This window comes from Nocardia sp. NPDC019323 (genome assembly GCF_044389845.1).
GTDB lineage: Bacteria > Actinomycetota > Actinomycetes > Mycobacteriales > Mycobacteriaceae > Nocardia > Nocardia implantans.
In genome coordinates this window covers 1,015,439-1,041,845 of the sequence record NZ_JBIRYN010000001.1, presented here as the reverse complement: position 1 = coordinate 1,041,845, position 26,407 = coordinate 1,015,439, and the positions used below count along the sequence as shown (strand labels likewise).

At 68.8% G+C, this 26,407-nt stretch carries 26 protein-coding genes and 1 pseudogene; 17 read left to right on the top strand and 10 right to left on the bottom strand.

The window, feature by feature from the left end; genetic code table 11:
* Nucleotides 1-24: 24 nt before the first annotated feature.
* Nucleotides 25-1,488, bottom strand: coding sequence for an MFS transporter (locus ACH49X_RS04975; RefSeq protein ID WP_357107656.1), 1,464 nt, complete (start codon nucleotides 1,486-1,488; stop codon nucleotides 25-27).
* Nucleotides 1,489-1,542: 54 nt separating this feature from the next.
* Between ACH49X_RS04975 and ACH49X_RS04970 the strand changes: the two genes are divergently transcribed.
* The 5 genes from ACH49X_RS04970 to ACH49X_RS04950 all read left to right on the top strand — a co-directional run bounded on the left by ACH49X_RS04970 (nucleotide 1,543) and on the right by ACH49X_RS04950 (nucleotide 6,335).
* Entirely contained in the window at nucleotides 1,543-2,304 is a 762-nt protein-coding gene (locus ACH49X_RS04970; RefSeq protein ID WP_357107653.1) for a TetR/AcrR family transcriptional regulator, read from the top strand.
* A 131-nt stretch (nucleotides 2,305-2,435) separates the two neighbouring features.
* Nucleotides 2,436-3,167, top strand: a complete 732-nt coding sequence (locus ACH49X_RS04965; RefSeq protein ID WP_195078936.1) for an acetoacetate decarboxylase family protein — start codon at nucleotides 2,436-2,438, stop codon at nucleotides 3,165-3,167.
* Nucleotides 3,168-3,715: 548 nt separating this feature from the next.
* Nucleotides 3,716-4,081 (top strand): DUF202 domain-containing protein, encoded by a 366-nt coding sequence (locus ACH49X_RS04960; RefSeq protein WP_357107840.1) that lies wholly within the window; start codon nucleotides 3,716-3,718, stop codon nucleotides 4,079-4,081.
* Nucleotides 4,078-4,386 (top strand): DUF202 domain-containing protein, encoded by a 309-nt coding sequence (locus ACH49X_RS04955; RefSeq protein ID WP_195078722.1) that lies wholly within the window; start codon nucleotides 4,078-4,080, stop codon nucleotides 4,384-4,386. Before ACH49X_RS04960 ends, ACH49X_RS04955 begins: the two co-directional genes overlap by 4 nt.
* Before the next feature lie 47 nt (nucleotides 4,387-4,433).
* On the top strand, nucleotides 4,434-6,335 hold the full coding sequence (locus ACH49X_RS04950; protein ID WP_195078723.1) for an alkyl/aryl-sulfatase: 1,902 nt from the start codon (nucleotides 4,434-4,436) through the stop codon (nucleotides 6,333-6,335).
* A gap of 40 nt (nucleotides 6,336-6,375) precedes the next feature.
* Here ACH49X_RS04950 and ACH49X_RS04945 read toward each other — a convergent pair whose 3' ends face one another.
* The 3 genes and pseudogenes from ACH49X_RS04945 to ACH49X_RS04935 form a co-directional block, all read right to left on the bottom strand.
* Nucleotides 6,376-6,888, bottom strand: coding sequence for a DUF1990 domain-containing protein (locus ACH49X_RS04945; protein WP_357107648.1), 513 nt, complete (start codon nucleotides 6,886-6,888; stop codon nucleotides 6,376-6,378).
* 113 nt (nucleotides 6,889-7,001) lie between these two features.
* Nucleotides 7,002-7,520: pseudogene (locus ACH49X_RS04940) on the bottom strand (M23 family metallopeptidase); the annotation flags it as partial.
* A gap of 23 nt (nucleotides 7,521-7,543) precedes the next feature.
* The gene (locus ACH49X_RS04935) at nucleotides 7,544-7,819 is read right to left on the bottom strand and encodes a hypothetical protein (protein WP_357107645.1); all 276 of its coding nucleotides are present in this window, start codon (nucleotides 7,817-7,819) and stop codon (nucleotides 7,544-7,546) included.
* A gap of 378 nt (nucleotides 7,820-8,197) precedes the next feature.
* Between ACH49X_RS04935 and rpsB the strand changes: the two genes are divergently transcribed.
* The 5 genes from rpsB (at nucleotide 8,198) to ACH49X_RS04910 (ending at nucleotide 12,660) form a co-directional block, all read left to right on the top strand.
* Entirely contained in the window at nucleotides 8,198-9,022 is an 825-nt protein-coding gene (rpsB, locus tag ACH49X_RS04930) for a 30S ribosomal protein S2 (RefSeq protein WP_195078726.1), read from the top strand.
* A gap of 171 nt (nucleotides 9,023-9,193) precedes the next feature.
* Entirely contained in the window at nucleotides 9,194-10,018 is an 825-nt protein-coding gene (tsf, locus tag ACH49X_RS04925) for a translation elongation factor Ts (RefSeq protein ID WP_195078727.1), read from the top strand.
* Between the two features lie 195 nt (nucleotides 10,019-10,213).
* Nucleotides 10,214-10,942, top strand: a complete 729-nt coding sequence (gene pyrH / locus ACH49X_RS04920; RefSeq protein WP_039799499.1) for a UMP kinase — start codon at nucleotides 10,214-10,216, stop codon at nucleotides 10,940-10,942.
* A gap of 50 nt (nucleotides 10,943-10,992) precedes the next feature.
* Nucleotides 10,993-11,550: a ribosome recycling factor gene (frr, locus tag ACH49X_RS04915; RefSeq protein ID WP_195078728.1), complete on the top strand. Its 558-nt coding sequence runs from the start codon at nucleotides 10,993-10,995 to the stop codon at nucleotides 11,548-11,550.
* Between the two features lie 195 nt (nucleotides 11,551-11,745).
* Complete coding sequence (locus tag ACH49X_RS04910; RefSeq protein WP_397069173.1) at nucleotides 11,746-12,660, top strand: phosphatidate cytidylyltransferase; 915 nt, start codon at nucleotides 11,746-11,748, stop codon at nucleotides 12,658-12,660.
* A 9-nt stretch (nucleotides 12,661-12,669) separates the two neighbouring features.
* On the opposite strand, the gene ACH49X_RS04905 is transcribed toward ACH49X_RS04910, so the two are convergent.
* Complete coding sequence (locus ACH49X_RS04905) at nucleotides 12,670-13,014, bottom strand: lipopolysaccharide assembly LapA domain-containing protein (protein WP_195078729.1); 345 nt, start codon at nucleotides 13,012-13,014, stop codon at nucleotides 12,670-12,672.
* 124 nt (nucleotides 13,015-13,138) lie between these two features.
* Here ACH49X_RS04905 and rlmN point away from each other — a divergent pair, with 124 nt between their 5' ends.
* Nucleotides 13,139-14,248 (top strand): 23S rRNA (adenine(2503)-C(2))-methyltransferase RlmN, encoded by a 1,110-nt coding sequence (gene rlmN, locus ACH49X_RS04900; protein ID WP_357107640.1) that lies wholly within the window; start codon nucleotides 13,139-13,141, stop codon nucleotides 14,246-14,248.
* Between the two features lie 63 nt (nucleotides 14,249-14,311).
* On the opposite strand, the gene ACH49X_RS04895 is transcribed toward rlmN, so the two are convergent.
* The gene (locus ACH49X_RS04895) at nucleotides 14,312-14,725 is read right to left on the bottom strand and encodes a DUF5997 family protein (RefSeq protein ID WP_357107637.1); all 414 of its coding nucleotides are present in this window, start codon (nucleotides 14,723-14,725) and stop codon (nucleotides 14,312-14,314) included.
* 61 nt (nucleotides 14,726-14,786) lie between these two features.
* Here ACH49X_RS04895 and ACH49X_RS04890 point away from each other — a divergent pair, with 61 nt between their 5' ends.
* Nucleotides 14,787-15,707, top strand: a complete 921-nt coding sequence (locus ACH49X_RS04890; protein ID WP_195078732.1) for a LysR family transcriptional regulator — start codon at nucleotides 14,787-14,789, stop codon at nucleotides 15,705-15,707.
* Nucleotides 15,708-15,755: 48 nt separating this feature from the next.
* Here the strand turns inward: ACH49X_RS04890 and ACH49X_RS04885 are convergent, their stop codons facing one another.
* Together ACH49X_RS04885 and ACH49X_RS04880 are read right to left on the bottom strand one after the other, a co-directional pair.
* Entirely contained in the window at nucleotides 15,756-16,070 is a 315-nt protein-coding gene (locus ACH49X_RS04885; RefSeq protein WP_195078733.1) for a hypothetical protein, read from the bottom strand.
* Between the two features lie 132 nt (nucleotides 16,071-16,202).
* Nucleotides 16,203-16,469, bottom strand: a complete 267-nt coding sequence (locus ACH49X_RS04880) for a DUF2631 domain-containing protein (RefSeq protein ID WP_195078734.1) — start codon at nucleotides 16,467-16,469, stop codon at nucleotides 16,203-16,205.
* 144 nt (nucleotides 16,470-16,613) lie between these two features.
* Between ACH49X_RS04880 and dxr the strand changes: the two genes are divergently transcribed.
* The 5 genes from dxr (at nucleotide 16,614) to ACH49X_RS04855 (ending at nucleotide 23,176) form a co-directional block, all read left to right on the top strand.
* Nucleotides 16,614-17,753, top strand: a complete 1,140-nt coding sequence (gene dxr / locus ACH49X_RS04875; RefSeq protein ID WP_195078735.1) for a 1-deoxy-D-xylulose-5-phosphate reductoisomerase — start codon at nucleotides 16,614-16,616, stop codon at nucleotides 17,751-17,753.
* A gap of 164 nt (nucleotides 17,754-17,917) precedes the next feature.
* Nucleotides 17,918-19,117 carry an RIP metalloprotease gene (locus ACH49X_RS04870; protein WP_195078736.1) on the top strand — a complete coding sequence of 400 codons (1,200 nt, stop codon included), beginning with the start codon at nucleotides 17,918-17,920 and terminating at the stop codon, nucleotides 19,115-19,117.
* Between the two features lie 108 nt (nucleotides 19,118-19,225).
* A complete protein-coding gene (ispG, locus tag ACH49X_RS04865) occupies nucleotides 19,226-20,383 on the top strand; it encodes a flavodoxin-dependent (E)-4-hydroxy-3-methylbut-2-enyl-diphosphate synthase (protein WP_195078737.1) in 1,158 nt (385 codons plus the stop codon).
* 67 nt (nucleotides 20,384-20,450) lie between these two features.
* On the top strand, nucleotides 20,451-21,314 hold the full coding sequence (locus ACH49X_RS04860; RefSeq protein ID WP_195078738.1) for a GNAT family N-acetyltransferase: 864 nt from the start codon (nucleotides 20,451-20,453) through the stop codon (nucleotides 21,312-21,314).
* A gap of 74 nt (nucleotides 21,315-21,388) precedes the next feature.
* The gene (locus ACH49X_RS04855; RefSeq protein ID WP_357107629.1) at nucleotides 21,389-23,176 is read left to right on the top strand and encodes a penicillin-binding transpeptidase domain-containing protein; all 1,788 of its coding nucleotides are present in this window, start codon (nucleotides 21,389-21,391) and stop codon (nucleotides 23,174-23,176) included.
* A gap of 18 nt (nucleotides 23,177-23,194) precedes the next feature.
* Here ACH49X_RS04855 and ACH49X_RS04850 read toward each other — a convergent pair whose 3' ends face one another.
* Both ACH49X_RS04850 and ACH49X_RS04845 read right to left on the bottom strand, forming a co-directional pair.
* Nucleotides 23,195-24,199 (bottom strand): hypothetical protein, encoded by a 1,005-nt coding sequence (locus ACH49X_RS04850; protein ID WP_357206875.1) that lies wholly within the window; start codon nucleotides 24,197-24,199, stop codon nucleotides 23,195-23,197.
* Nucleotides 24,200-24,320: 121 nt separating this feature from the next.
* On the bottom strand, nucleotides 24,321-26,407 hold a 2,087-nt coding region (locus ACH49X_RS04845; protein ID WP_397068868.1), incomplete at its 5' end, for a beta strand repeat-containing protein.

The window sequence follows — 26,407 nt, the reverse complement described above, 5'->3', positions numbered from 1 at the left end:
GTCGGCACGGCCCCGCCGCAACGATCAGCCGTGCGCTACCGGGGCCGGCTCCGGCTCTCCGGCGGGCTGCGGACGCCGGGCGCGCAGCAGGACCGCACCGAGCACGGCGGCGGCGATGCTGAATCCGGCGCTGATCCACGCGCCGGTGGACATGGCGGTGGTGAAGGCGTCCTTGGCGGGCTCGATGTAGCCGAGTTGGAAGGCGGCGCCGATGGATTCCCGCGCCGCGTCCGGCGCGTCGGCGGGCATGTTCGAAGTGAACACACCGGCCAGCACGCTACCGAGCACCGCGATGCTGATCGCCATGCCGACTTGCTGGATCGTGTCGTTCATCGCCGAGCCGACGCCCGCGTGCTCCAGCGGAATCGCGCCCATGATGGCGGCATAGGCCGCCGGACCCGCCAGGCCGCCGCCGACACCCATCACCAGCATGCTGACCAGTACCCACAGATAGCCGCTGCCCATCGCGAGGATGCCGAAGGCCACGCCCATGACGAGCAGGCCGGACACGACGAGCGTCTTGTTGCTCAGGGTCTTGCCGAGCGTCGCGCCGAGGCCGTTGCACACCGCGGCGGCCACGGCGTACGGCAGCAATGCCAGCCCGGCCTTCATCGGGCCGTAGCCGAGCACGAACTGCAGGTACTGGGTGAGCATCAGCATGACCGCACCCATGCCGAAGACCATCAGCAGCAGGGTGAGGCAGGTGCCGGTGAAATCGCGGCTGCGGAACACGGCCAACGGCAGCATCGGATGCGCCGATCGGCTCTCCCATATGACGAAGGCGGTCGCCGTGACGGCGGCCAGCGCGAGCACGCCGAGGTTCCACTCCCGTTCGATGATCACGTAGACCGTCGCGCTCAGCGCCACGACGGACAGCACGACGCCGACGAGGTCGATCGGCCGCTGCTCACCGGTGGTCTCCGGCATCAGCACGACGGCCGCGACGATCGCGAGCCCCGCCACCGGGATGTTGAGCAGGAACACCGAACCCCACCAGTAGTGCTGGAGCAGGAAGCCGCCGAGGGTGGGTCCGGCCACGATGCCGACCATGGAGACCGTCGACCACGCCGCCATCGCCGTGCGACGTTCGTCCTCGGCGAAGGTGGTCATCAGGATCGACAGCGTCGAGGGCATCAACAGCGACCCGCCGACGCCCATCGCGACGCGGGCGGCGACGACCTGCCACGGTTCGGTCGCCAGCACGGCGGCCAGCGAGGCCACCCCGAAGACGGCGAGCCCGGTGATCAGCGCTCGTCGCCTTCCGAACCGGTCGGACAGGCTGCCCGCGGTGAGCAGCAGCCCGGCGAAGACCAGCACGTAGGCGTCCAGGATCCACTGGACATCCGACGGTGTCGCGCCCAGCTCCCGGATCAGCGAGGGAATGGCGAGATTCAGCACGGTGCTGTCGAGCATCAGCACCAGCAAGGACAGACAGAGGACCCCCAGGACCCACCAGCGACGGGGGTCTCGCACAATGTTCGATTCCACTCGCACAGCGTACGAGAATCTCGAACAGTGTGCGAGCGATTATAAGATCGTGTTGTGACCAAGCAGTTCGCGTCGGTATGGACCAAGCAGACCCGCCAGCCCAAGTCGCCTGGGCTGCGCCGCGAGCAGATCGTCGCGGCGGCCGTGGAGATCCTCGACGCCGAGGGGCTGGAATCGCTGAGCATGCGCAAGCTCGGCGCGAAACTGGGTGCGGGGGCGACCAGTCTCTACTGGCACGTCTCCAACAAGGACGAGCTGCTCGAATTGGTGCTCGACGAGTTCTGGGGTCTGGTCCGGACGCCTGAGCCGGAGCAGGCGTCCTGGCGGGAACTGCTGAACACCTTCGCCTACAGCCTGCGCGCGTCCATCAGAGAACATCCTTGGATGGCGTCGCTGGTGGGGCAGCTGCCCAGCATCGGCCCGAACTCGCTGCGTTTGAGCGATCGGCTGCGCCGTGCGTTCGTCCAGGCGGGGTTCCATGGCGTGGACATCTATCTGGCCAGCGGGACGGTGATGTGTTTCGTGCTCGGTCAGGTGATTCCCGAGATCGCCTGGGACAAAGTGTCCAAGGGTATGGAGATCGACGCCGACGGCGTGCTGCGCGTGATGGAGGATGTGGCCGGCGACTATCCCGAGATGCTCGCCGACTACCGGGCGACCGTGCCGACCGATAGTGAGGCCGCGCGGGCGATGGCCTTCGACTTCGGTCTGCTCTGCGTTCTCGATGGGCTGGAAGCCCGCTTGCGCAACGTGTCCGGACCCGGCCGGCAGTCGCGGGCGGCGGGATCTCCCGCCGGTGACGCCGGTCGATCTTGAAACAGGTTCTTGTTGGACGGAAACGACTACAGAACCGTATCGGGTCGATAAATTGGAACGTGTTCCATACCGAAGATGCGGCGGAAGGATACCGCGGGCAACGCGGCGCCGACGCGCGGAAAGGCGTCTACGTGAGCACCCATACCGTTCTCGGCCGAGAGGTGCGCATGCCGGTTCGCATCCGGCTGGCGCACGCGTTCATGGCCACCTACCTGGTGCCCGCCGAGCCGGCGCAGCGCCTCATCGACTATTCCGGCCTGCGGATTCTGCGGCTTCCGGGCGGACGGGCGATGTGCACCCTGGTCTTCGTGGACTACGTCGACGGCGATCTGGGCCCCTACAACGAGTTCGGCGTCTCGTTCATGGTGCGCCACCACACCGCGGGAGCGGCATCCGGAATCGGTGATCTGCGGGCGCTGACGACCGGGCGGGCCGGCGTTCTGATCCACAAGCTGCCGGTGGACGGCGACTTCACCTTGGCCGCAGGGCGCGGCATCTGGGGCTTCCCGAAGGAGCTCGCCGAATTCGCGGTCGATCACGACGGCCCGGCGCGCAGCGGCGCGCTGCACCAGAACGGCCGGCTGATCGCGGATCTCACGGTGCGGCCCGGGTTCACGACCCCGAACCGCCGCGCCACCGCATCCTCGTTCGACGCCTACTCGCACATCGACGGTGTCACCCGCTGTACGCGCTGGGAGATGCGGCCCTCCGGCATGCGAGCGCGTTTCGGCGGGGCGGAACTGACACTGGGCGACCATGCCATCGCCGCGGAACTCCGGTCGCTCGGGCTGCCGCGGCGGGCGCTGATGTGCTCGTCCGTCGCGCGGTTGGCGATGACGTTCGAAGACGCGATCGCGATCTGACGTCCCTGCCGCATAACCTCCCGGTCACGGGCGGGCCTGGCAGGTGGACGGTCCGGCGCGGCGGCGGTTAGCCTGACGTAGCGGATCGTTAGCCAACGCTCTACGTCATGGAGTGGGCCCGTGGTCGTCGCCGATCGGACCTGTGCTGCTGAAGAGGCTGGTGAGCTGTGGATGTCGGGCGATGTCGAGCACCTTCGGGGAGCGATTCGCCCTCCGTCATACGCCCCTTCCCTTCGGTTGCTGGGTTGTTCAGGAGAGTTCGAGTGTTCGGCCCGCCGTCCGGACCATCCGCTAGCCGGCATGCTCACCTGGACAGCGTTTCCCGCGCGCGCAGCGAGATCAGCGGCGTTCCCGTCGCCGGTGATGATGGGCCGCGAGCTTCCCCGATCCCCACTAGCGTGGTGCGTCGTGACCACCGTGCAGTCCGGCGTCCACCCGCGCATCGGAACACCGCCTGGCGCGACGGCATGCCTGCCACCCGAGCGGGCAGGCCGCGCGAGGCGTTGGTTTCCGGACACCCGCTGTCGTTCGACCCGAACCGAGTCGGCGTGACGCTGCCGAACCCAGGCGCCGAGCCGGAAGAGGACGACGAGGAACTCGACTACCGCTTCACGCTGGCCAACGAGCGCACCTTCCTGGCTTGGATGCGGACCTCGCTGGGACTGCTGGCCGGTGGCGTCGCGGTGCACACCCTGGTCCAGTCGTTCCGGATCGCGGGATTGCGGCGCGCGATCGCGCTCAGTTGCCTGGCCTTGGCGGCGGTAACCGCGATCGGCGCCTACGGGCATTGGCGGCGCATCGGCGTGGCCATGCGCCGCGGCGACGCGCTGCCGGAGACGGTCCTGGTGCCGATCCTGTCGGCGGGCATCGCGATCGTCTCGGTGCTGGCGGCGGTGGCGGTGCTGCTGCGGTGAGCGCGCCACATCTGGCCGCCGAACGCACCGCACTGGCGTGGCGGCGCACCGCCGTGTCGGCGATGGTCGTCGGCACCCTGTTCATCCATCAGGCGCTCGGCAGCGGATGGCGGGCGGCGGCGATCGCGCCCATCGGCGGTGCGATCGCGATGGCGGCGCTGACGGGAGCCTGCTACCTGCGCAACCGCGGTCTTCGCCGGGGCCGCTACGCCCACGGCGGCCGCGTCGTCGCCGCGACCGCCGCCGCGGTGGTCGCGGTCGCACTGGCCGCGGCGGCGGCCGGTTTCCTCGAACCGCTGCCCTGACCGGGTGGCGGCCGAGCAAGGTTGGCCGAGACGACAGGAGGACGACAATGTGCACAGCGAGCGAGCCGAGCGGTTTCATCGTCGCGGAGCACGAACGTGCGGCCGCCGCACTGCCGTTCGGCGACACGACCGATCCGGCCGACGCCGATCGCGGTTTCATCGCCGCGCTCGATCCCGGGGTGATCACCTCCGAAGACGGCACCGTCGTGTGGGACAACGACTCGTACTCGTTCCTGCGCGAGCCCTGCCCGGTCTCGGTCCATCCGAGCCTGTGGCGGCAATCCGGGCTCGCGGTGCGACAGGGGCTCTACGAGGTCTGTGAGGGCATCTACCAGATCCGCGGTTTCGACATCTCGAATATGACGCTGGTCGAGGGTGATACCGGGGTGCTGGTGATCGATCCGCTGATCTCGGTGGAGACCGCGGCGGCCGGTCTCGCGCTCTATCGCGCGCATCGTGGCGACCGCCCCGTGACCGGGCTGATCTACACCCATTCCCATGCCGACCATTTCGGCGGGGCGTGCGGCGTCACCACCGCGGAGGCGGTGGAGGCGGGGCGCTGTCCGGTGCTGGCGCCCGCGGGCTTCCTGGAACACGCGGTGGCGGAGAACATCTACGCGGGCACGGCGATGGCCCGCCGGGCGGGATACATGTACGGTGCCGTGCTGCCGCGCGGGCCGCTGGGCGCGGTGGGCTCCGGACTGGGGCAGACCACGTCGGTCGGCACGGTCACGTTGATCCCGCCGACCGTCGACATCACCGCCACCGGCGAGGAGAAGACCATCGACGGCATCCGGATGGTTTTCCAGCTCACGCCCGGCACCGAGGCGCCCGCGGAGATGAATTTCCACTTCCCCGATCGCCGCGCGCTGTGCATGGCGGAGAACGCGACCCACACCCAGCACAATGTGCTCACGTTGCGCGGCGCGCTGGTGCGCGACGCGAACGTCTGGGCGAAATACCTGACCGAGGCGATCAACCTGTTCGCCCGTGACTCCGACGTCGTCTTCGCCTCGCACCACTGGCCGACCTGGGGCACCGACCGCCTGGTGGAATTCCTTTCGCTGCAACGGGATCTGTACGGGTACCTGCACGACCAGACCGTCCGCCTGCTGAACCAGGGCCACGTGGGCGCCGAGATCGCCGAAATGGTCACGCTGCCGCCCGCCATCGAGGAAGCCTGGCACGCGCGTGGCTACTACGGTTCGGTCAGCCACAACGTGAAGGCCGTCTACCAGCGCTACATGGGGTGGTTCGACGGCAACCCCGCGCATCTGTGGGAGCATCCGCCGGTCGAATCCGCCCGGCGCCATGTCGAGTTCATGGGCGGCGCGCAGGAGATACTGCGCAAAGCGCGGGCCTCCTACGACGCCGGGGACTACCGCTGGGTGGCGCAGGTGCTCAACTACGTGATCTTCGCCGATCCGGACAACGATGCCGCGAAACACCTGCAGGCCAGCACGTTCGAGCAACTCGGCTACGGCGCGGAGAACGCCACCTGGCGCAACTTCTATCTCAGCGGAGCCTACGAGTTGCGCTACGGCTCGTTCGGCACGCCGACCAAGAGCGATTCGCCGACCATGGTGGCGGCGCTGTCCGCCGACCAGATCTTCGACGCCTTGGCGCTGCGCGTCGACGGCCCGAAGGCGTGGAACCTCCGGCTGGTGACCGACTGGATCCTCACCGACCAGGACCGCACCCACCGGCTCGAGTTGCGCAACGGCCGCCTCACCCACTTCGACGTCGCCCCTGGCATGGCCCTGCCGGAAGCCGACGCCACCTTCACGCTGAGCAAGGCCACCCTGATCCGGGTGTTGCTGGCCGGCGAAGACTTCGGCGTCGCCGCGGCGGCGGGCGACATCGTCATCGAAGGAGACGTCACCAAGCTCGCCGAACTGGCCGACATCTTCGACGCCCCCGACCCCGACTTCGCGATCGTCACGCCGTAGCCGGCTTGCGCTCATCTCGCCTGGTGTGTGCCGTCCGTCTTCAATCGGAGGTCGGCAACGTCGCGAGGTAGCGGCCCGCGACGAAGCGCTGGATCAGCCGCACCACGGGCCCGCCGAGCCGGGTGTACCAGGTGGCGGGGCGGGAGAAGGCCACGATCAGCCCGTACACCGTGTCGTCGGCGGCGTCGTACTCGACGGCGAACAGTTCCTCGCCGGAGGCCGGGTGGCCCGGCAGGGTCCCGTAGGCGAAGCCCCGCCGGTCGGGTTCGTCGAGGACGTACACCACGCGGCACGGCGCGATGATCCCGAACGGACCGAGACCGAGCCGCACGGTGATCGCGGTGCCGGGCTCGGCCGTCGGTGTATCCGCGGATCGGAAGATTCCCGTGCCCTTCTGCACGCCGTAGGCCAGGATCTCCGCGCCTGCCCGCTCGAACAGCGCGCGCCCCCGCCCGATGCGTCGCCGCAGCCTGAGCCCGTGATAGCCCTCCGGAGGCACACCCCGGGTCGCGCCGAGTTCGGAGTACGTGAACGGCTCCAGCCCATCCGCCATGACCTGATCTTCACCCCGGGCCCCGCGGTCTGGCCACCCTTCACCGCCGACACGCCGGGAGACGAGGTCACCGACCGACGCGCAGCCGATCGTCCGGCGCCGGAAGCGGGACGCACCGGTTTGAGCCGCAGGGGACCGAGGCGAAGCAGCCCGAGCGGATCCAGATACTCGCGGTTGCGGCTACCAAGCTCGACGCGGGCTCCCCAGTGCAGACATGCCGCCACGCATCCTGGGTGCCCGGCCTCCAGCGTGCCGATCCGGGCGCCTCGTCCGACCCGTCTGCCCTCGGGGACTTCGGCGAGCACGGGCTCGTAGGTCGTGCGCAGCCCGCCGGGGTGGTCGATGGACACGACATGCTTGTCGGCCACCGTTGCGGCGAAAACGACGATCCCGTCCCCCGCCGCGAGCACGGCTTGGCCCTCGGCACCGGCCAGATCGACCCCGCGATGCCCCGGCAGCCAGTTCTGCGCCGGTTTGTCGAAGTGCCGCATGACCGCGGGGCGCGGTTGCAGCGGCCAGTCGAATCGTCCTTCGGGCCGGGCGGTCGCGACCGGTATCGTCGCGACGATCGCGGCGATGCCGAGAGCCAGCGCCGAGGACAGGCGCCGACCACGCCGTAAGACCTTGGTCATGCGTGCCGGGCCGGCGGATCCGACTACGCGCCGCAGCGGGGCGCGAGCGGTGCGCACAGGTCGCTACCGGGGGCGGAAGGCGTCTCACGCTGCTCGTCCCCGCCGAGTCCGGATTGCCGGAAGTGGAGCGGCGCGCGCCGCAGCAGGTGGGACAGCGATGGCAGGCACGCCGAACCCGTACACGCCCCGGGCGCGGGTTTCGCGGCAGGAGTGTCGGCCCCGACCGGCGGCGCGGTCGCTACACCGAGCACGAAGAACAGCGGGACGAGAAAGGTGGTGGCAGTGGAGATCGGTTTCATGACTCCACCCTTGCGCGGTCGCGGCCTCGCCGATGGTTCGATCCGCGGACTGGGGATAACCGGCCCGACTGTGAAAAGCCGCCGTTCCGCCTGGTCGCAGCCCTCCGACGGGACCGATTTAGATCTGGTGCCCGGAGGTCGTAAACTGATCGGGCGGTCTGTGCGTGCATGGACCGACTTCGCGCGCCACCCGTGCTTGTTCATAGCGGCGCTGTTCGAATCGAACTCGAGATCATTGGGTTCGCGGCAGCGTGTTCGGAACAGGGAATCGCCGGCTGGTCCCCACCTCCGTGGTCGGGTCCGACGATTCGGTGGCGCCAGGGCAGCGGATCGCCGATTCGCTGCGTCAACCGGCAACGAAAGAGAGATACGGGAGCCATGGCTGTCGTAACCATGAAGCAGCTGCTCGACAGCGGCGCGCACTTCGGACACCAGACCCGGCGCTGGAACCCGAAGATGAAGCGGTTCATCTTCACCGACCGCAACGGCATCTACATCATCGACCTGCAGCAGACGCTGACCTACATCGACAAGGCCTACGAGTTCGTCAAGGAGACCGTCGCCCACGGTGGCACCGTCCTCTTCGTCGGCACCAAGAAGCAGGCCCAGGAGTCGATCGCGGCCGAGGCGACTCGCGTCGGGATGCCCTACGTCAACCAGCGCTGGCTGGGCGGCATGCTCACCAACTTCTCCACCGTGCACAAGCGTCTGCAGCGCCTCAAGGAGCTCGAGGCCATGGAGCAGACCGGTGGCTTCGAGGGTCGCACCAAGAAGGAAATCCTCATGCTCACGCGTGAGATGAACAAGCTGGAGCGCACCCTCGGCGGTATCCGCGACATGCAGAAGGTGCCCTCGGCCATCTGGGTCGTCGACACCAACAAGGAGCACATCGCCGTCGGCGAGGCGCGCAAGCTGAACATCCCGGTCATCGCGATCCTGGACACCAACTGCGACCCCGACCTGGTCGACTACCCGATCCCGGGCAACGACGACGCGATCCGTTCCGCCGCCCTGCTGACCAAGGTCGTCGCCTCCGCGGTGGCCGAGGGTGTGCAGGCGCGCGCCGGTATTTCCTCGGGCGACGAGAAGCCGGAGGCGGGCGCGGGCGAGCCGCTGGCCGAGTGGGAGCAGGAGCTGCTCGCGCAGGCCGCCCCCGGCGCCGAGGCCGCCGAGACTTCGGCCGAAGCCTCGGCCGAAGCCTGAGACTCGTCACCACCGCGGCGTGAGCGAACGGTCCCGGAGGCAGTAGCCTGCGCACCCACGCGGGGCCCGTGCACGCCGCGGTCGGGCACAGTTCCGGCGGCGTTCACGGGCGAGTGCCATCGTGATCGCCGCTGCCAAAACTCACACTTCTCCGAAGGAGGCTCGCCGAGAATGGCGAACTACACCGCTGCCGATGTGAAGCGGCTCCGGGAGCTGACCGGCTCCGGCATGATGGACTGCAAGAACGCGCTGGCCGAGACCGACGGCGACTTCGACAAGGCCGTCGAGCTGCTGCGCATCAAGGGCGCCAAGGACGTCGGCAAGCGTGCCGAGCGCACCACCGCCGAAGGCCTGGTCGCCGCCAAGGACGGCGTCATGGTCGAGATCAACTCCGAGACCGACTTCGTCGCCAAGAACGCGGAGTTCCAGCAGCTGGCCGAGCAGGTCGTCACCGCGGCTGCGGCGGCGAAGCCGGGCGACCTGGACACGCTGAAGGCGCTGGACCTCGGCGGCAAGACCGTCGACGAGGCCGTGCAGGCGCTCGCCGCGAAGATCGGCGAGAAGCTGGAACTGCGCCGCGTCATCTCGCTGGACGGCCCGGTCGCCATCTACCTGCACAAGCGTGCCTCCGACCTGCCGCCCGCCGTCGGCGTGCTGGTCGAGTACACCGGTGAGGGCGACGCAGCGGCCGAGGCCGCCCGCGCCGCCGCCATGCAGGTCGCCGCGCTCAAGGCCAAGTACGTGACCCGCGACGAGGTTCCGGCCGACGTCGTGGAGAACGAGCGCCGCATCGCCGAGCAGACCGCTCGCGAGGAGGGCAAGCCGGAGGCCGCGCTGCCGAAGATCACCGAAGGCCGGGTCAACGGCTTCTTCAAGGACGTCGTGCTGCTCGAGCAGCCGTCGGTCACCGATTCCAAGAAGACCGTCAAGGCGCTGCTGGACGAGGCCGGTGTCACCGTCACCCGCTTCGCCCGCTTCGAGGTCGGCGCGAACTGAGTTTCGCCGCACCTCCAGCGTGCAGGCCCCCCGCCGACCGAACGAACGCCGGTTGACGGGGGGCCTTCTGCTGCCGCTCCAACCGAATAAGGCAGGATGGGTGCCGCTCTGCCTTGCTCTACGTCACAGGCGCCTGCCGTGCGCAACGAATCGCCGCAAGAACGACAATCCCTCGCCGAAGGAGACTGGAGACCCATGACGGACCCGGGGACCGATCGCCCAGGATATCGCCGGGTGCTGCTGAAACTCGGCGGGGAGATGTTCGGCGGCGGGAAGGTCGGACTCGACCCGGACGTCGTGCAGACGGTGGCCGAGCAGATCGCCGAGGTGGTCGCCACCGGCGTCCAGGTGGCCGTGGTGATCGGCGGCGGGAACTTCTTCCGCGGCGCCGAACTCGAGGAGCGCGGCATGGAACGCGCGCGCTCGGACTACATGGGCATGCTCGGCACGGTGATGAACAGCCTTGCGCTGCAAGACTTCCTGCAGCAGCAAGGCGTGGACACCCGGGTGCAGACCGCGATCACCATGGGTCAGGTCGCCGAGCCCTACCTCCCGCTGCGCGCCAAGCGGCACCTGGAGAAGGGCCGCGTGGTCATCTTCGGAGCTGGCATGGGCATGCCGTACTTCTCCACCGACACCACCGCCGCGCAGCGCGCACTGGAGATCGGCGCGGACGTGGTGTTGATGGCCAAGGCGGTCGACGGAGTGTTCACCGCCGACCCGCGCGTCGACGAGACCGCGACCATGTACACCGAGATCACCCACAAAGAGGTCATCGAGCGCGACCTCAAGGTCGCGGACGCGACCGCCTTCAGCTTGTGCATGGACAACCAGATGCCGATTCTGGTGTTCAATTTGTTGACCAAGGGCAATATCGCCCGCGCGGTCGCCGGTGAGAAGATCGGCACACTGGTTCGGTCCTGATACCCGCCGACCGCGGATCATGACATGACGACGCTGTGGAGGAAACGGTCGTGATTGAAGAAGCGCTCTTCGACGCCGAGGAGAAGATGGAGAAGGCCGTCTCGGTGGCGAAGGACGATCTCGGAACCATTCGTACCGGTCGGGCGAATCCGGGCATGTTCTCCCGGGTCGTGGTCGACTACTACGGCTCGCCGACCCCGATCACCCAGATGTCCAGCATCACGGTGCCGGAGCCGCGCATGGTCGTGATCAAGCCCTACGAGGCGGCTCAGCTGGGGCCCATCGAGACCGCGATCCGCAACTCGGATCTGGGCGTCAACCCCACCAACAACGGCGACATCATCCGGATCTCGGTGCCGCAGCTGACCGAGGAGCGCCGCCGTGAACTCGCCAAGCAGGCGAAGGGCAAGGGCGAGGACGCCAAGGTCGCCATCCGCAACGTCCGTCGCAAGGCGATGGACGAACTGGCCCGCATCCAGAAAGATGGCGAGGCAGGCGAGGACGAGGTCGGGCGTGCCGAGAAGGAGCTCGACAAGACCACCGCCAAGTATGTCGGCCAGGTGGACGAACTGGTCAAGCACAAGGAAGCCGAACTGCTCGAGGTCTGACGCGGATCGGTCGGCACGCGGGACCGGGCCCGGAGGAGGCCCAGGTCACCGCGAGTGCCGCCGGTGATTGCGCCGAGGCCCACCCGGGCGGGGGACGAACGGAACGACGAGTTGAGCGACGGGACAATCGTGGCCGAGAACGCCGCCGCGACCGGTGCGGCAGAGGAGCCGCCGGTGAACGGGACAGCCGATGCGATGCGACAGCACGCGCACGATGCTGATGCTTCCGGTCATGAACCGCTAAGCAGCCCCGCGAATCCTGCCGCGGCGAATCCGGCTCCCGCGTCGAGCGGTTCACGCGCGGGTCGCAATCTGCCCGCCGCGCTGACCGTCGGCTTCGGACTCGGCCTCTCGCTGATCGCGATCCTGCTGTTCGTGCCGAAGGTGTTCATCGGCGTCGCGGCGGCCGGGGTCGGTGTGGCCACCTGGGAGGTCGCCAAGCGGCTGCGCGAGGCCGATGTGCTCGTTCCGCGGGTCCCGCTGATCGCAGGCGGCCAGGCGGTGTTCTGGCTGGGCTGGCCGTACGGCGCCAGCGGGGTGGCGGGCGCGTTCGCCGCGACCACGTTGATCTGCATGGTCTGGCGACTGTTCGACCACGGCTTGCGGACCGCACCGCGAAACTTCCTGCGCGACACCGCCATCACGGTGTTCACGCTGGCCTGGATTCCGCTGCTCGCCTCGTTCGCCACGCTGCTGCTGCTCGAACCGGACGGCAACCTGCGGGTGCTGACCTTCATGATCCTGGTGGTCTGCTCCGACGTCGGCGGTTATGTGGCCGGCGTGCTGTTCGGCAAGCATCCGATGGTGCCCTCGATCAGTCCCAAGAAGTCGTGGGAGGGCTTCGGCGGCTCGCTGGTGTTCAGCGTGATCGGCGGCCTGCTCACGGTGACGCTGCTGCTGGATGCCAACTCGATGATCGGCGTCGTCCTCGGCGTCGGCTTGGTGCTGGTGGCCACCTGCGGCGATCTGATCGAATCGCAGATCAAGCGGGAACTCGGCATCAAGGACATGGGCACGTTGCTGCCCGGCCACGGTGGCATCATGGACCGCCTCGACTCGATGCTCCCCTCGGCGTTCGTCTCCTGGCTGGTGCTGTCCACGCTGCTGTGAGCCCGCGCGTCACACCTTCTTGGCCGCGCGACGCAGCTGCAGGATGCGCACACCGCCCACCGAGGCCATGACGAGTGCGCCGCCGATCACCGACAGCAGCACGGTGACGCCGAGCGGCAGCGAGAAGTCCCAGAAGAAGAAGTGCACCTGGACCTGTTCGAGGTTCTGCACGATGAAGATCAGCAACAGCACCAGGATCAAGACGCCCGCGACGAGCCCGGTCCAGGCGTAACCGGTGCGCGAGGCAAGAGACTTCTTGACCGGGACGGCGGGCGGGACGCCCGGCGGCGTCGGGCGCTGACGCTGGGACAGATCCGGGTCCGGTTCCAGCGGGTGTTCGGGAGGCGTGGACATATCTCGATCATGGCCGACGGCCATCCCGCCCGCAGGTATTTCCTCGTGACGAACCGGGGGTGTCGAGCCGCCGCACGTGGTCGAGTGCGGGGGAGATTGCTCCGGATGGGAGAATGGAGAAACTATGACCGTCTCCCTGCCCCTGGTTTTCGACGCTCCGCGCCGCGGCATGCCGCCGCGTCATCTCGCCGACCTCGACGCCGAGGGCAGGCGCGCGGCCGTCGCGGAACTGGGCCTGCCGAAATTCCGCGCCGATCAGATCGCCCGGCAGTACTACGCGCGTCTGCAAGCCGATCCTGCGCAGATGACGGATCTGCCCGCCGCGGTCAGGGAGAAGATCGGCGAAGCGCTGTTCCCGCCGCTGCTCGACGTGGTCAAGCATGTGGCCTGCGACGACGGGGAGACCCGCAAGACGCTGTGGCGCGCCGGCGATGGCACGCTGCTGGAGAGCGTGCTCATGCGCTATCCCGATCGGGCGACCCTGTGCATCTCCAGCCAGGCCGGTTGCGGCATGGCGTGCCCGTTCTGCGCCACCGGCCAGGGCGGGCTGAACCGCAACCTGTCCACCGCGGAGATCGTCGACCAGGTGCGGGCCGCGGCCGCCGCGCTGCGGGACGGGGAAGTGGCGGGTGGGCCGGGCAGGCTGTCCAACATCGTCTTCATGGGCATGGGGGAGCCGCTGGCGAACTACAAGCGAGTGGTCGCCGCGGTCCGCCGGATCACCTCGCCCGCGCCGGACGGCCTCGGGATCTCCCAGCGAAATGTCGTGGTCTCGACCGTCGGACTGGCTCCGGCCATCCGCAAACTGGCCGACGAGGGCTTGTCCGTCACGCTCGCGGTGTCGCTGCACACGCCCGACGACGAACTGCGCGACACCCTGGTTCCGGTCAACAATCGCTGGCCCGTCGCCGAAGTGCTCGACGCGGCCCGCTACTACGCCGACAAGACCGGCCGCCGAGTCTCGGTCGAATACGCGCTGATCCGCGACATCAACGACCACCCATGGCGCGCGGACATGCTCGGCGAGAAGCTGCACAAGGCGCTCGGCTCACGGGTGCACGTCAACGTCATCCCGCTCAACCCGACTCCGGGGTCCCAGTGGGACGCCAGCCCCAAGCCCGTCGAGCAGGAGTTCGTCCGCCGCGTGAATGCCAAGGGCGTGCCCTGCACGGTCCGCGACACCCGCGGCCAGGAGATCGCCGCCGCCTGCGGACAGTTGGCCGCGGAGAACTGAGCTACCTGGTCGGCGTGACCCCGGCTTGTCGTCGCTCGCTGACGGCGACGGTCGACGGACGCCCTACCCGCGGTTCTTCGCCGGACGGTTGGTCGCGGCGCGACGTTCGGCTTCCTTCGCCTTGATGCGCTCGTTCTCCGCGCGGACCGCGGCGTAGTTCTCCCGCTCGCGCACGAGCCACTCCGGCGGGTCGGCGAGCAAGGCGTCGATCTCGTCGACGGTGAGGTGGTCGGAGACCCCGGCGCGGGTCAGGCCGGTGTTGGAGACGCCGAGTTTGCGTGCCACCACATCGCGCGGAAACGGGCCGGTGCGGCGCAGTTCGGTGAGCCATTCGGGTGGATCGTTGCGCAGCGCGTCGAGCTGGGCGCGGGAGATCGGCGCGTTGCGGAACTCCTCGGGTGCGGCCGGAAGATAGATGCCGAGCTTGTTCGCCGCCGTCAACGGCTTCATCATCTGCGATTTCTGGTCCGGGCTCACCGGGCCAGCTTACTGGGCGGCGCGGCGGGGCCCGACTGTGCGGTGGCATACGCTTCCACGAATGAGCCGGTTGGAGTCGATCGATGTGGTGCGCCTGCGCTGGTTCGTCGCGGTCGCGCAGGAGTTGCACTTCGCGCGCGCGGCGAACTCGCTGCACATCTCGCGGCAGAAGCTCAGCCATACCGTCATCGACTTGGAGAACGAGCTCGGCACAAAGCTGTTCGTGCCGGGCGCGCAGCCGACCCAGCTCACCGATGAGGGGCGGGAGCTGCTGGAGCAGGCGCGCGAGATCATCGCCCGAGCCGAATCGGTGGCTCGGCGGGACGAGCCGGAGGCTCCGGCCCCCCTGCGGGTTGGTTTCGTGCCGGGTGTCACGGTGTCCAAGTGGACCCGGATCTGGGCCGAGCGGTTCCCGGACGTCCCACTCGAGGTGAGCGCGCTGGCGCAGGCGGATCAGGAAGCGGCTTTGCGCGCGGGCCGGGTGGACATGTGCTTCGTCCGGCTCCCGATCGACCGGGAAGGCATGAGCGCGATCCCGCTCTACCGGGAGGTTCCGGTCGTGGTGGTGCAGAAGGAGCACCCGCTGTCGGTGTTCGACGAGGTGCGCATGGCCGACCTGGCCGACGAGCGGCTGCAGGACACCTCGGACGTCGACGCGGTCGGCGGCGCACTGGAACTGGTCGCCGCGGCCGGTGGCGCGGCGATCGTGCCGCACTCGCTCGCTCGCCTGCATCACCGCCGCGACCTCGTCTACCGTCCGATGCTCGACATCCCCGACACCGAGGTCGCGCTGGCCTGGCCCGCCGATCGCACCACCGATCTGGTGGAGGATTTCATCGGGGTCGTCCGTGGCCGCTCCGAGCGCAGCTCCCGCGGCCAGGCCCGAGCCGAGAAGACCGAGCCGCGGAAGAAGGCTGCCGTCAAGAAGACCGGAGGGCGCCCGGCCCCGGCCAAGAAGCCCGCCCGGCGTCGCGGACGGTAGCCGGTCCGGCGGCGGCACGAACCGGCCCGGGTCCGCGCCGCCCGGCGATCAGCCCTTGCAGACTCGGTTCAGTTCGTCGGTCGCGGCGTCCATGCTCGTGACCTTGTCATCGGTCAGGGCGCGGGCATAGGCGGCGATGGCGTCCTTCTCCGCGCCCTCTGCCGGGATGGCCGACAGCTTGGCGGCCAGCGACTGCTGCACGGTCGGGTCCAGATTGCCGCCCGACTCGTCGATGGCGGCGTTGATCGCGTCGACGGCCGCGCCGCAGGCCGGTGACTGGGCATGCGCGGGCGCGGCGGGCAACAGCAGCAGCGAGCCGAACGCGCTCACGGCGAGCAGGGCGGCCGAACAGGTCTTGATCATTGCGTCCTAAGTGGTCGTGGGAACAGAAACCGAGGTCCGCGACCCGGCTGGGACGCGGACCTCGGACGCACACGGTACCGGGCCATGGCCCGCGGTACAGGACGAATGAACTTGTGCGGGAGGGATTCTCGGCTAGCGCGGCTTGCGCTGGAGCAGCGAGTCGCGGATCAGGATGCCCGCGATCAGGACGGCGAAGCCGACGAGGAAGATGTCCTCGACCTTGCCCTTGTGGTTGCCGACCAGCATGGCGAGCAGGATCAGCGCGACGATCCAGCCCGCGATCCGGAAGGTACGGCGCGACTCGCCGCTCCAGCCCCAGGCCGCGGAGGGAACTTCGGCGGGATCGACGCGAGTGACGACGCGCTCGGTTTCGACGTGTTCGAGTTCCGTGGCGGCCACGATCGCTCCTTAGCTGTTACTTGTACCGCGATTCCGGTACACCCTCGATGAGCTGCTGCCGCATATCGTGACATACGACGGTGCGTCGTTGTAAGTCGGCCCGCGCCCGTCGAACGTGTTTCGAAGGTAGGACACAATGAAGGCGTGTCCGACATCGTGAGAGTCCTGCTGCTGGGCAGCACCGGATCCATTGGCACTCAAGCGCTCGAGGTGATCGCCGCCAATCCCGACCGCTTCGAGGTGGTCGGACTCGCCGCGCGCGGCGGCAACACCGAGCTGCTCGCCGCCCAGATGGCCGCAACGGGCACCCGCAATGTGGCCGTGGCAGACCCGGCCGCGGCCCAGCGGCTGGACCTGCCCCTCGGCGGTCCGGGAGCGGTGACCGAGCTGGTGCGCCGCACCGAGGCGGACGTGGTGCTCAACGCCCTGGTCGGCTCGCTCGGGCTGGAGCCGACGCTGGCCACCCTTCAATCCGGTACGCGCCTGGCCCTGGCCAACAAGGAGTCGCTGGTCGCGGGCGGCTCCCTGGTCACCCGTGCCGCCGCCCCCGGGCAGATCGTCCCGGTGGACTCGGAACATTCCGCGCTGGCGCAGTGCCTGCGCGGCGGCCGCGCAGACGAGGTCGACCGGCTGGTGCTGACCGCGTCCGGCGGCCCGTTCCGCGGCTGGACCGCCGAGATGCTGGAGTCGGTCGAGCCCGCCGAGGCGAAGGCGCATCCCACCTGGTCGATGGGTTTGATGAACACCCTCAACTCGGCGTCGCTGGTGAACAAGGGACTCGAGCTGATCGAGACGCACCTGCTGTTCGGGGTGCCCTACGACCGCATCGATGTCACCGTGCACCCGCAATCGATCGTGCACTCGATGGTCACCTTCACCGACGGCTCCACGCTCGCCCAGGCCAGCCCGCCGGACATGAAGCTGCCCATCGCGCTGGCGCTCGGGTGGCCCGACCGGGTGCCGGGCGCCGCCGCGGCCTGCGATTTCGCCACCGCGTCCACCTGGACGTTCGAACCGGTCGACAACGACGTCTTCCCCGCGGTGGAGCTGGCGCGCGCCGCCGGTGAGGCCGGTGGCAGCGTCACCGCCGTCTACAACGCCGCCAACGAAGTGGCGGTGCAGGCTTTCCTGGACGGCGTCATCCGTTTCCCGCAGATCGTCGGCACGGTGGCCGCCGCGGTGGAGGCCGCGGGGCAGTGGCGCGCCGAGCCCGATTCGCTCGACGAAGTCCTCGCCGCGGACGCCTGGGCGCGGGAGTTCGCCGCAGCCCGGGTGCGCGCGTGACGCCCTGGCGCCGGATCGGACGCGCGCGGCGACGGCGTCCTGGCACACTGAACACACAGGACCGGACTTTGTCCCATTAGGGTGGTCAGAGTGCTCGCGGCCAGGAGCGGACGCGTGCGGGCGGGATATACGAGCTGCGCATACGCAGGAGGGCTGTAGAGCAAATGGTGTTCGCGTTGGGGTTCGTGCTGTTCGCACTGGGCATCACGGTGTCGATCGCGCTGCACGAATGTGGGCACATGTGGACCGCCCAGGCGACCGGCATGAAGGTGCGACGGTATTTCATCGGCTTCGGGCCGAAGATCTTCTCGTTCCGCCGCGGTGAGACCGAATACGGCCTCAAGGCGCTTCCGCTCGGCGGTTTCTGCGACATCGCCGGCATGACGGCGCTCGACGAACTGCGCCCGGAGGAACTCGACCGCGCCATGTACCGCCAGGCCACCTGGAAGCGGCTGGTGGTGATGTCCGGCGGCATCGCGATGAACTTCGTGCTCGGCTTCATCTTGATCGTGGTGCTCGCCGTCGGCTGGGGGTTGCCGAACCTGAAGGAACCGCCCGCGACCGCGCTGGGGGTCATGAGCTGCGTGCCGCAAGGCAAGCCGGACGGCTCGAGCGAGCCCTGCACCGGCACGGGCCCGGCGCAGCGGGCCGGACTGCAGCGCGGCGACATCGTCAAAGAGGTCAACGGCGTCAAGGTGGACACCTGGCGGCAGTTCCAGGCCGAGACTCAGAAGCAGACCGGCCCGTTCACCTACGTCATCGAGCGCGACGGCCGCACGCTCACCATTCCGGTGACCCCGGAGCGCGTCGTGCGTTACCCCGAAGGCGGGGGCGAGGGCCGCGTGGTCGGCGCCATCGGCGTGGCGCCGGAGCGCTACGACCCCGTGCAATACGACCTGCTCGGCGCCGTTCCGGCGGCCGCGGGTTTCACCGGCGACATGTTCCTGCGCACGGTCGACTCGCTGACCCAGATGCCTGCGAAGGTCTCCGCGCTGTGGGACGCGGTGACCGGAGGTGAGCGTGATCCGGAAACCCCGGTCAGCGTGTACGGCGCCAGCAAGATCGGCGGCGAGACCGCCGAACGCGGCCTGTGGAACATCTTCATCCTGGTGCTGGCCAGCCTGAACTTCTTCCTCGGCATCTTCAATCTGCTGCCGTTGCTGCCCCTCGACGGTGGGCACATCGCGGTGGTGATCTACGAGAAGATCCGCAACACCATCCGCGGCTGGAAGGGGCTCGCGCCGGGAGCGCCGGTGAACTACCTGAAGTTGCTGCCCGCGACCTATGTCGTGGTGGTGATCGGCGGTGCCTACATGCTGCTCACCCTGGCCGCCGACATCGTCAACCCGATCAAGCTGTTCTGACCGAGGCCGCCGATCGTTGGTGTGACCGGTGACGTACGGTGGGCCTAGCGCACCACGGCTAGACTCGGCACCGAACCGGCCGGACACGACGAAAGTAGGCAGCCGAAGGTGACCAGCACAATCGGATTGGGGATGCCGACCGCCCCCGCGGCAGTGCTCGCTCCACGGCGTAAGACCCGCCAGCTGATGGTGGGCAATGTCGGGGTTGGCAGCGACCACCCGATCTCGGTGCAGTCCATGACCACGACCAAGACGCACGACGTGAACGCCACCCTGCAGCAGATCGCGGAGCTCACCGCGTCGGGGTGCGACATCGTGCGGGTGGCCTGCCCGCGTCAGGAGGACGCGGACGCGCTGGCCACGATCGCCGCGAAATCCCAGATCCCGGTGATCGCCGACATCCACTTCCAGCCCCGCTACATCTTCGCCGCGATCGACGCCGGATGCGCCGCGGTGCGGGTCAACCCCGGCAACATCAAGGAGTTCGACGGCCGGGTCAAGGAGGTCGCCAAGGCCGCGGGCGCGGCGGGCATCCCGATCCGCATCGGCGTGAACGCCGGTTCGCTGGACAAGCGGATGCTGGAGAAGTACGGCAAGGCCACGCCGGAGGCGCTGGTGGAGTCGGCGCTGTGGGAGGCGAGCCTGTTCGAGGAACACGGGTTCGGCGACATCAAGATCTCGGTCAAGCACAACGACCCGGTGATCATGGTGGAGGCCTACCGTCAGCTGGCCGCGCAGTGCGACTACCCGCTGCACCTCGGCGTCACCGAGGCGGGCCCGGCGTTCCAGGGCACGATCAAGTCGGCGGTGGCGTTCGGCGCGCTGCTGTCGGAGGGCATCGGCGACACGATCCGCGTGTCGCTGTCCGCGCCGCCCGCCGAGGAGGTCAAGGTCGGCGGGCAGATCCTGCAATCGCTGAACCTGCGTCCGCGCAAGCTGGAGATCGTGTCGTGCCCGTCCTGCGGGCGCGCCCAAGTCGACGTGTACACGCTGGCCAACGAGGTGACCGCGGGCTTGGAGGGCATGGCGGTGCCGCTGCGGGTGGCCGTTATGGGTTGTGTCGTGAACGGGCCCGGCGAGGCGCGTGAAGCCGACCTGGGCGTGGCCTCCGGCAACGGCAAGGGCCAGATCTTCGTCAAGGGCGAGGTCATCAAGACCGTCCCGGAGGCGCAGATCGTCGAGACGCTCATCGAAGAGGCGATGCGCATCGCCGAGGAGATGGGCGAGGAGGCCGGCACCGGCGAACCGGTCGTCACCGTTCGCTGAGGACGCGCCTACCAGCGCTTTCGGCATAGCCATACCGCATCGCGCCGGTTCGTGGCAGGCTGTCACCGTGCGGAGTCTGCTGGAGCCGGCGCGTCGGGCCAAATACGCCCCTGCGCGGCAGCTCGCTAATCGGGATCTTGCCCAGGTGCTGCGTGTGCTGGATGCCGATCCGGTGGCCTCGTGCATGGTGGCGGCCCGCTTACAGGAGTTCGGCCTGGACAACCGGTGCGGCCAAGGGGAGCTGTGGAGCAGGGGCGGTCCGGCGGAGTCGCTGTGTTTCTCGGGGGCGAACCTGGTGCCGTTGCTGGGGGATCGCGACGCGTTGCGCGCGTTCGCAGACCGCGCTGTCCGCTGGCCTCGGGTCTGTTCCTCGGTGGTGGGGCGCAGGGAACTGACGTTGCCGCTGTGGGAGATGCTGTCCGGTCATTGGGGTCCGGAGCGCGAGCTACGCGGGGAACAGCCGCTGCTGGCGCTGGCCCAGCCGCCGCTGGCTACGCCGGACGCGGAGGTCCGCCGGGTGCGTCGGGACGAACTCGACCGCTATCTGTCGGCCGCGATCGCCATGTTCATCGAGGAGGTCGGCGTCGATCCGCGCGCGGGTGACGGCGGACGTGGCTACCGCCGGCGCATCCAGAGCTTGATCGAATCCGGCCGTGCCTGGGCTCGTTTCGAGGACGGGGAAGTGGTCTTCAAAGCGGAGGTCGGCTCCGTGTCCCGGCGCACCGGCCAAATCCAAGGCGTGTGGGTGCACCCGGATCACCGGGGCAGGGGGTACGGCACCGCGGGCACCGCGGCGGTCGCGAACGCCGTGGTCGCCTCGGGCCGCACCGCGAGCCTGTACGTGAACGACTACAACGCGATAGCTCGCCGCGCCTACAGCCGTGTCGGATTCCGGCAGATCGCGACCTTCGCCACCGTCCTGGTCGACTGAGCGTGGCCGTCCGCGCGGCGAATCCCGGAGTGCCGCAGGCGTTTGCCCGTGAGTCACTACTACCATCGGTGCCGATGTCGACTCGGATGCTCCTCTCGCTCGCCGTCGCGGCCGTCACGGTGGTCGCCGCCGGTTGCGCGAGCAAGCCGCAGGGGCCGGTCCCCGTCGCGGACGCGTTCGTCACAGCGTTCGCCGAGCACCGGGTGAGCGCCGCCGCCGACCTCACGAATCTGCCGGAGAAGGCAAGCGCCGCGCTGCGTTCCGCCTGGGATCAGCTGCAGGCCGAACAGCTCACCGCCCGTACCGGCGCGGCGCGCGTGACCGGTGACACGGCGACCGTCGACTACACCTACGAGTGGCGGCTGCCCAAGAACCGGATCTGGAAGTACTCCGGCCAACTGCAGATGGGACGCAGCAACGGGCGCTGGATGGTGCGCTGGACCTCCTCCGACATCCATCCCAGACTCGGCGACACCCAGACCATGGCGTTGCGCTCGGATCCACCGCCGCGGGCGCGGGTGAACGAGCAATCCGGCAGCGACGTCATGGTGCCGGGCAAGGTGTCCAGGGTCGCGTTCGTCGCGGCCGACGCCGCCGATCCGAAAAGCGTGGCCACCGCGCTGTCGGCCGCGCTGTACCGCTTCGACAAATCGCTGACGCCGCAGTCCATTCTGGACGCGGCCGAGGCCGCACACGGCCCCTATACGGTCGCGCTGCTCAACGACCTCGAATCCGCCCAGGTGACCACCGATCTGATCGGGCTGCCCGGCGTCACGGTGACGCAGCAATGGGATCTGGTCGCCACCGATCGGGAGTTCGCGCCCGATCTGCTGACCCAGGTGCGCAAAACGGTGATCGCGGAAGTGGACGGCAAGGCCGGGTGGAGCGTGGTCACCCTGAACGCCAACGGGGCTGACACCGATGTCCTGATGGAGGTGCCCTCGCAGCCGGCGCCGTCGTTCTCGCTGAGCATCGACCGCAATGTGCAGAACGCCGCCCAGAGCGCCGTGCAGCCGCGTACCGAGCAGACCATGATGGTGGTGCTGCGCCCGTCCACCGGCGCGATTCTGGCGGTCGCGCAGAACAAGGCCGCCGATCGGGACGGCCCCCTCGCCACGATCGGTCAGTATCCGCCCGGGTCGGTGTTCAAGACGGTGACCGCCGCCGCGGCCATGTCGAACGGCCTCGCGACTCCCGACACGGTGCTGCCGTGCCCGAGCCGAATCGTGATCGGCGAGCGGACCATTCCCAATTACAACCTGTTCACCGTCGGCAATGTGCCGATGTCGACGGCCTACGAGCGGTCCTGCAACACCTCGTTCGCCAAACTCGCCAGTGCTCTGCCCGGTCCGGCGTTACGCGAGGCCGCCGCGAAGCTCGGTATCGGGCCCATCTATTCGGTGGTGGGACTGCCGACGACCTCCGGCTCGGTGCCCGCGTCGGACGACCTGATCCAGCGCACCGAGGACGGGATCGGCCAGGGCAAAGTGGTGGTCAGCCCGTTCGGCATGGCCCTCATGGCGGCCACCATCGCGCACGGCTCGGCGCCCGTGCCGTACCTGATCGCCGGGCGGCCCACCCAGATCGATGGCGATCGTCCTGCGCTGGCCCCCGATGTCATCGAGGGACTGCGCACCATGATGCGCCAGGTGGTCGTCGGCGGCACGGCCGAGCGGATCGCCGATCAAGGCGAGGTCTACGGCAAGACCGGCGAAGCCGAAGTGGACGGCGGGTCGCACTCCTGGTTCGTCGGCTTCCGCGGCGACCTCGCCTTCGCGACGCTCCTGGTCAAAGGTGGCAGCTCCGACAACGCCGTCGCGGTGACACGCGACATGCTGGCGGCGCTGCCACCCGAGTATTGACCTGTGCGGGCTCGGTCGTCAGTCATCGGGGGGCGGCCCGATCAGCAGATGCTCCAAGCTGACCGTGTGGTCGGAGTACTCGTCGACGCCGATGACGGCGACGAAGTCCCGATCACCGGCACGCTGTTGCAACGCGCCCCACGAGTGGGCGAGGTACCACCCCGCTCCGGCGGTGCCGCGTGGACCCAAACCGCCGCAGTACATCCAGTAGCGGCCGGGATGCCGCTGCGGACTGGGACGCACGCGGGCGACGACGCCGATATTGCGGTCGTCGCCGGAGTCGTACCCGCTCCCGTCGGCCAGCCGCAGCCGCACGGCTTGGGAGCCGTCGTCGGCGGGGCTCTCCCGCACGGTGAACAGCGGGCGCTGGGCGGTGTCCAGATACAGCCGCAGGCAGTCGTTGCCGATGAGTCCGAAGCTGATGTACGGGCGGTCGCGGTGCGCGCGGACATCGCGGTCGCTGCGAACGTCGACCGGAATGCTGGTGTGACGCTGTAGGAAGGACAGCACGTACAGCAATCCGCGAAGATCGTTCTCCGCCACGACCGACGGCAGGTCGGCGTACCGGTTGCCGAGCGCGCCGCCCGGTTTCTGGAACACACGCTGTCGGCTGATCCCGGCCGCTCGAAGCGCTTCCACCGACGACTGCGCCAATTCGTACGCCGGGTAGACCAGCGTCGTTCCGTCGGTGGTCGCCTCCGCCCCGAGGAATGCCTCCAGTGAGGCGTCCACGCCGATGAAACCCGTCTCCTGGGAACGGTCGACGGGTGTGGAGTTGGCCATTTGAAACAGTCCCTCGACGGTCCAGCCCGGGAACATTCGTTCCAGCACCCGGCAGTGATAGTCGCGCGGCAATCCGATCATGCGTCCGGACAGCCACTGGTAGTACTGCGCCTTCGCAGGCCCGTGCCCAGGCGGGATGGGCGGATCGAGCCGCGCCGCGCACCGGTCGTACGCGGCCAGAAAATCGTGATGACTTTTGAGATGCCGCTCCGCCAGCAGCATCTTGAGTACGGTCGCCAACGAAACCCCCTTACCCCTGCAGCCTCCGTCCACGGTGACGGAGACTCATGTCGTATTCGCTCAACCGCGACGAAACTGGGCCGCCGGCAAGTGCCTGCCGACGGCCCAGCCGCTTCAGCCGTCAGATGTAGGTGAATGGGAGACCATTACTGGTTCCTCCGGAGGTGGTCGCGGTGACTTGCACTGTTCCCGTTCCGGCGGGAGTGACGGCGGTGATCTGTGTTGCGGAGTCGACGGTGAACGAGGTTGCCGGTGTGCCGCCGAAATCGACGGCCGTGGTGCCTGTCAGGTCGGTCCCGGTGAGGACGACCGTCGTTCCACCGGCCGCCGGCCCTACATTCGGAAGCACGACCGCGAGTGTCGGTACCGCGATGTAGGTGTAGGCAAGGCCGTTGCTGGTTCCGCCGGAGGTGGTGGCGGTGACTTGCACCGTACCGGTCCCGGCGGGAGCAACGGCGGTGATCTGAGTTGGTGAGTCGATCGTGAACGAGGTCGCCTGTGTGCCACCGAAATCGACCGCGGTAGTGCCGGTCAGATCCGTCCCGGTGAGGACGACGATCGTGCCGCCCGCTTCCACGCCTACGTTCGGAAGCAAGGCGGTCAGGCTGGGCGCCGCGATGTAGGTGTAGGCGACGCCGTTGCTGGTTCCGCCCGGGGTGGTGGCGGTGATCTGCACTATTCCGGTACCGGCGGGCGCGACGGCGGTGATCTGCGTCGCGGAGTCCACGGTGAACGAGGTCGCCGGTGTGCCACCGAAATCGACCGCGGTCGTTCCGGTCAGGTTCGTTCCGGTGAGAACGACCGTTGTGCCGCCCGAGGCCGGTCCTACGCTGGGCACGCCCACGGTGAGGGCGGGCACCGGAATGTAGGTGTAGGCGACGCCGTTGCTGGTCCCGCCCACGGTGGTCGCGGTGACTTGGACGGTTCCGGTCCCGGCGGGGGCGACGGCTGTGATCTGTGTCGCGGAGTCGACGGTGAACGAGGTCGCCGGTGTGCCGCCGAAGTCGACCGCGGTCACTCCGGTCAGGCCCGTGCCGGTGAGGACGACGGTTGTCCCGCCCGCTTCCGTGCCGATATTCGGAGCCACCGTGGTGAGGGTGGGAACCGCGACGTAGGTGTAGGCGACGCCGTTGCTGGTTCCGCCCGGGGTGGTGGCCGTAATCTGGACGATTCCGGTCCCCGCCGGGGCGACAGCCGTGATCTGGGTTGGGGAGTCGACGGTGAACGAGGTGGCCGGTGTGGCGCCGAAGTTCACCGCTGTCGTACCGGTCAGGTCGGTGCCGGTGAGAACGACTGTCGTGCCGCCGGACACCGAGCCCAGGGTCGGAGCCGCCGCGGTGAGGGTGGGCAGCGCGACGTAGGTGTAGGCGACGCCGTTGCTGGTTCCACCCGCCGTGTCGGCCGTGACCTGAACAGTTCCGGTCCCCGCCGGGGCGACGGCCGTGATCTGCGTGTCGGAGTCGACGATGAACGAGGTGGCCGGTGTGGCGCCGAAGTTCACCGCGGAGGTGGTGGACAGCCCTGTCCCGGTGAGGACGACGATCGTGCCGCCGGTGACCGGTCCTACGTTCGGCACCACCGTGGTGACGGCGGGGACCGGGATGTAGGTGTAGGCGACGCCGTTGCTGGTTCCGCCCGGAGTGGTGACGGTCAGTTGCACGGTTCCGGTCCCCGCCGGGGCGACGGCGGTGATCTGGGTGGCGGAGTTGACGGTGAACGAGGTGGCCGGTGTGGCGCCGAAGTTCACCGCGGTGGTGCCGGTCAGTCCTGTTCCGGTGATGACCACTGTTGTCCCGCCTGCTTCCACGCCCGCGTTCGGTACCACCGCGGTGACAGTGGGCAGCGCGACGTAGGTGTAGGCGACGCTGTTGCTGGTTCCGCCAGCGGTGGTGACGGTGACTCCCACGGTTCCGGTTCCGGCGGGTGCGACGGCCGTGATCTGGGTGTCGGAGTTGACGGTGAACGAGGTGGCCGGTGTGGCGCCGAAGTTCACCGCGGTGGCTCCGGTCAGGCCCGTGCCGGTGATGACGACCGTGGTTCCGCCGGTGACCGGCCCTACGCTCGGGACCACCGTGGTCAGGGCGGGCACGGCGACGTACGTGTAAGCGGCGGCGTTGCTGGTTCCGCCAGCGGTGGTGACGGTGACTCCCACGGTTCCGGTTCCGGCGGGTGCGACGGCCGTGATCTGGGTGTCGGAGTTGACGGTGA

Bases quoted from the DNA above. Each gene is read 5' to 3' on its own strand.
- ACH49X_RS04870 (WP_195078736.1), top strand. From the start codon at position 17,918: ATGGTGTTCGCGTTGGGGTTCGTGCTGTTCGCACTGGGCATCACGGTG.
- rpsB (WP_195078726.1), top strand. From the start codon at position 8,198: ATGGCTGTCGTAACCATGAAGCAGCTGCTCGACAGCGGCGCGCACTTC.
- rlmN (WP_357107640.1), top strand. From the start codon at position 13,139: ATGACCGTCTCCCTGCCCCTGGTTTTCGACGCTCCGCGCCGCGGCATG.
- ACH49X_RS04905 (WP_195078729.1), bottom strand. From the start codon at position 13,014: ATGTCCACGCCTCCCGAACACCCGCTGGAACCGGACCCGGATCTGTCC.
- tsf (WP_195078727.1), top strand. From the start codon at position 9,194: ATGGCGAACTACACCGCTGCCGATGTGAAGCGGCTCCGGGAGCTGACC.
- ACH49X_RS04855 (WP_357107629.1), top strand. From the start codon at position 21,389: ATGTCGACTCGGATGCTCCTCTCGCTCGCCGTCGCGGCCGTCACGGTG.
- ACH49X_RS04885 (WP_195078733.1), bottom strand. From the start codon at position 16,070: ATGATCAAGACCTGTTCGGCCGCCCTGCTCGCCGTGAGCGCGTTCGGC.
- ACH49X_RS04950 (WP_195078723.1), top strand. From the start codon at position 4,434: ATGTGCACAGCGAGCGAGCCGAGCGGTTTCATCGTCGCGGAGCACGAA.
- pyrH (WP_039799499.1), top strand. From the start codon at position 10,214: ATGACGGACCCGGGGACCGATCGCCCAGGATATCGCCGGGTGCTGCTG.
- ACH49X_RS04935 (WP_357107645.1), bottom strand. From the start codon at position 7,819: ATGAAACCGATCTCCACTGCCACCACCTTTCTCGTCCCGCTGTTCTTC.
- ACH49X_RS04910 (WP_397069173.1), top strand. From the start codon at position 11,746: ATGCGACAGCACGCGCACGATGCTGATGCTTCCGGTCATGAACCGCTA.
- ACH49X_RS04945 (WP_357107648.1), bottom strand. From the start codon at position 6,888: ATGGCGGATGGGCTGGAGCCGTTCACGTACTCCGAACTCGGCGCGACC.
- ACH49X_RS04890 (WP_195078732.1), top strand. From the start codon at position 14,787: ATGAGCCGGTTGGAGTCGATCGATGTGGTGCGCCTGCGCTGGTTCGTC.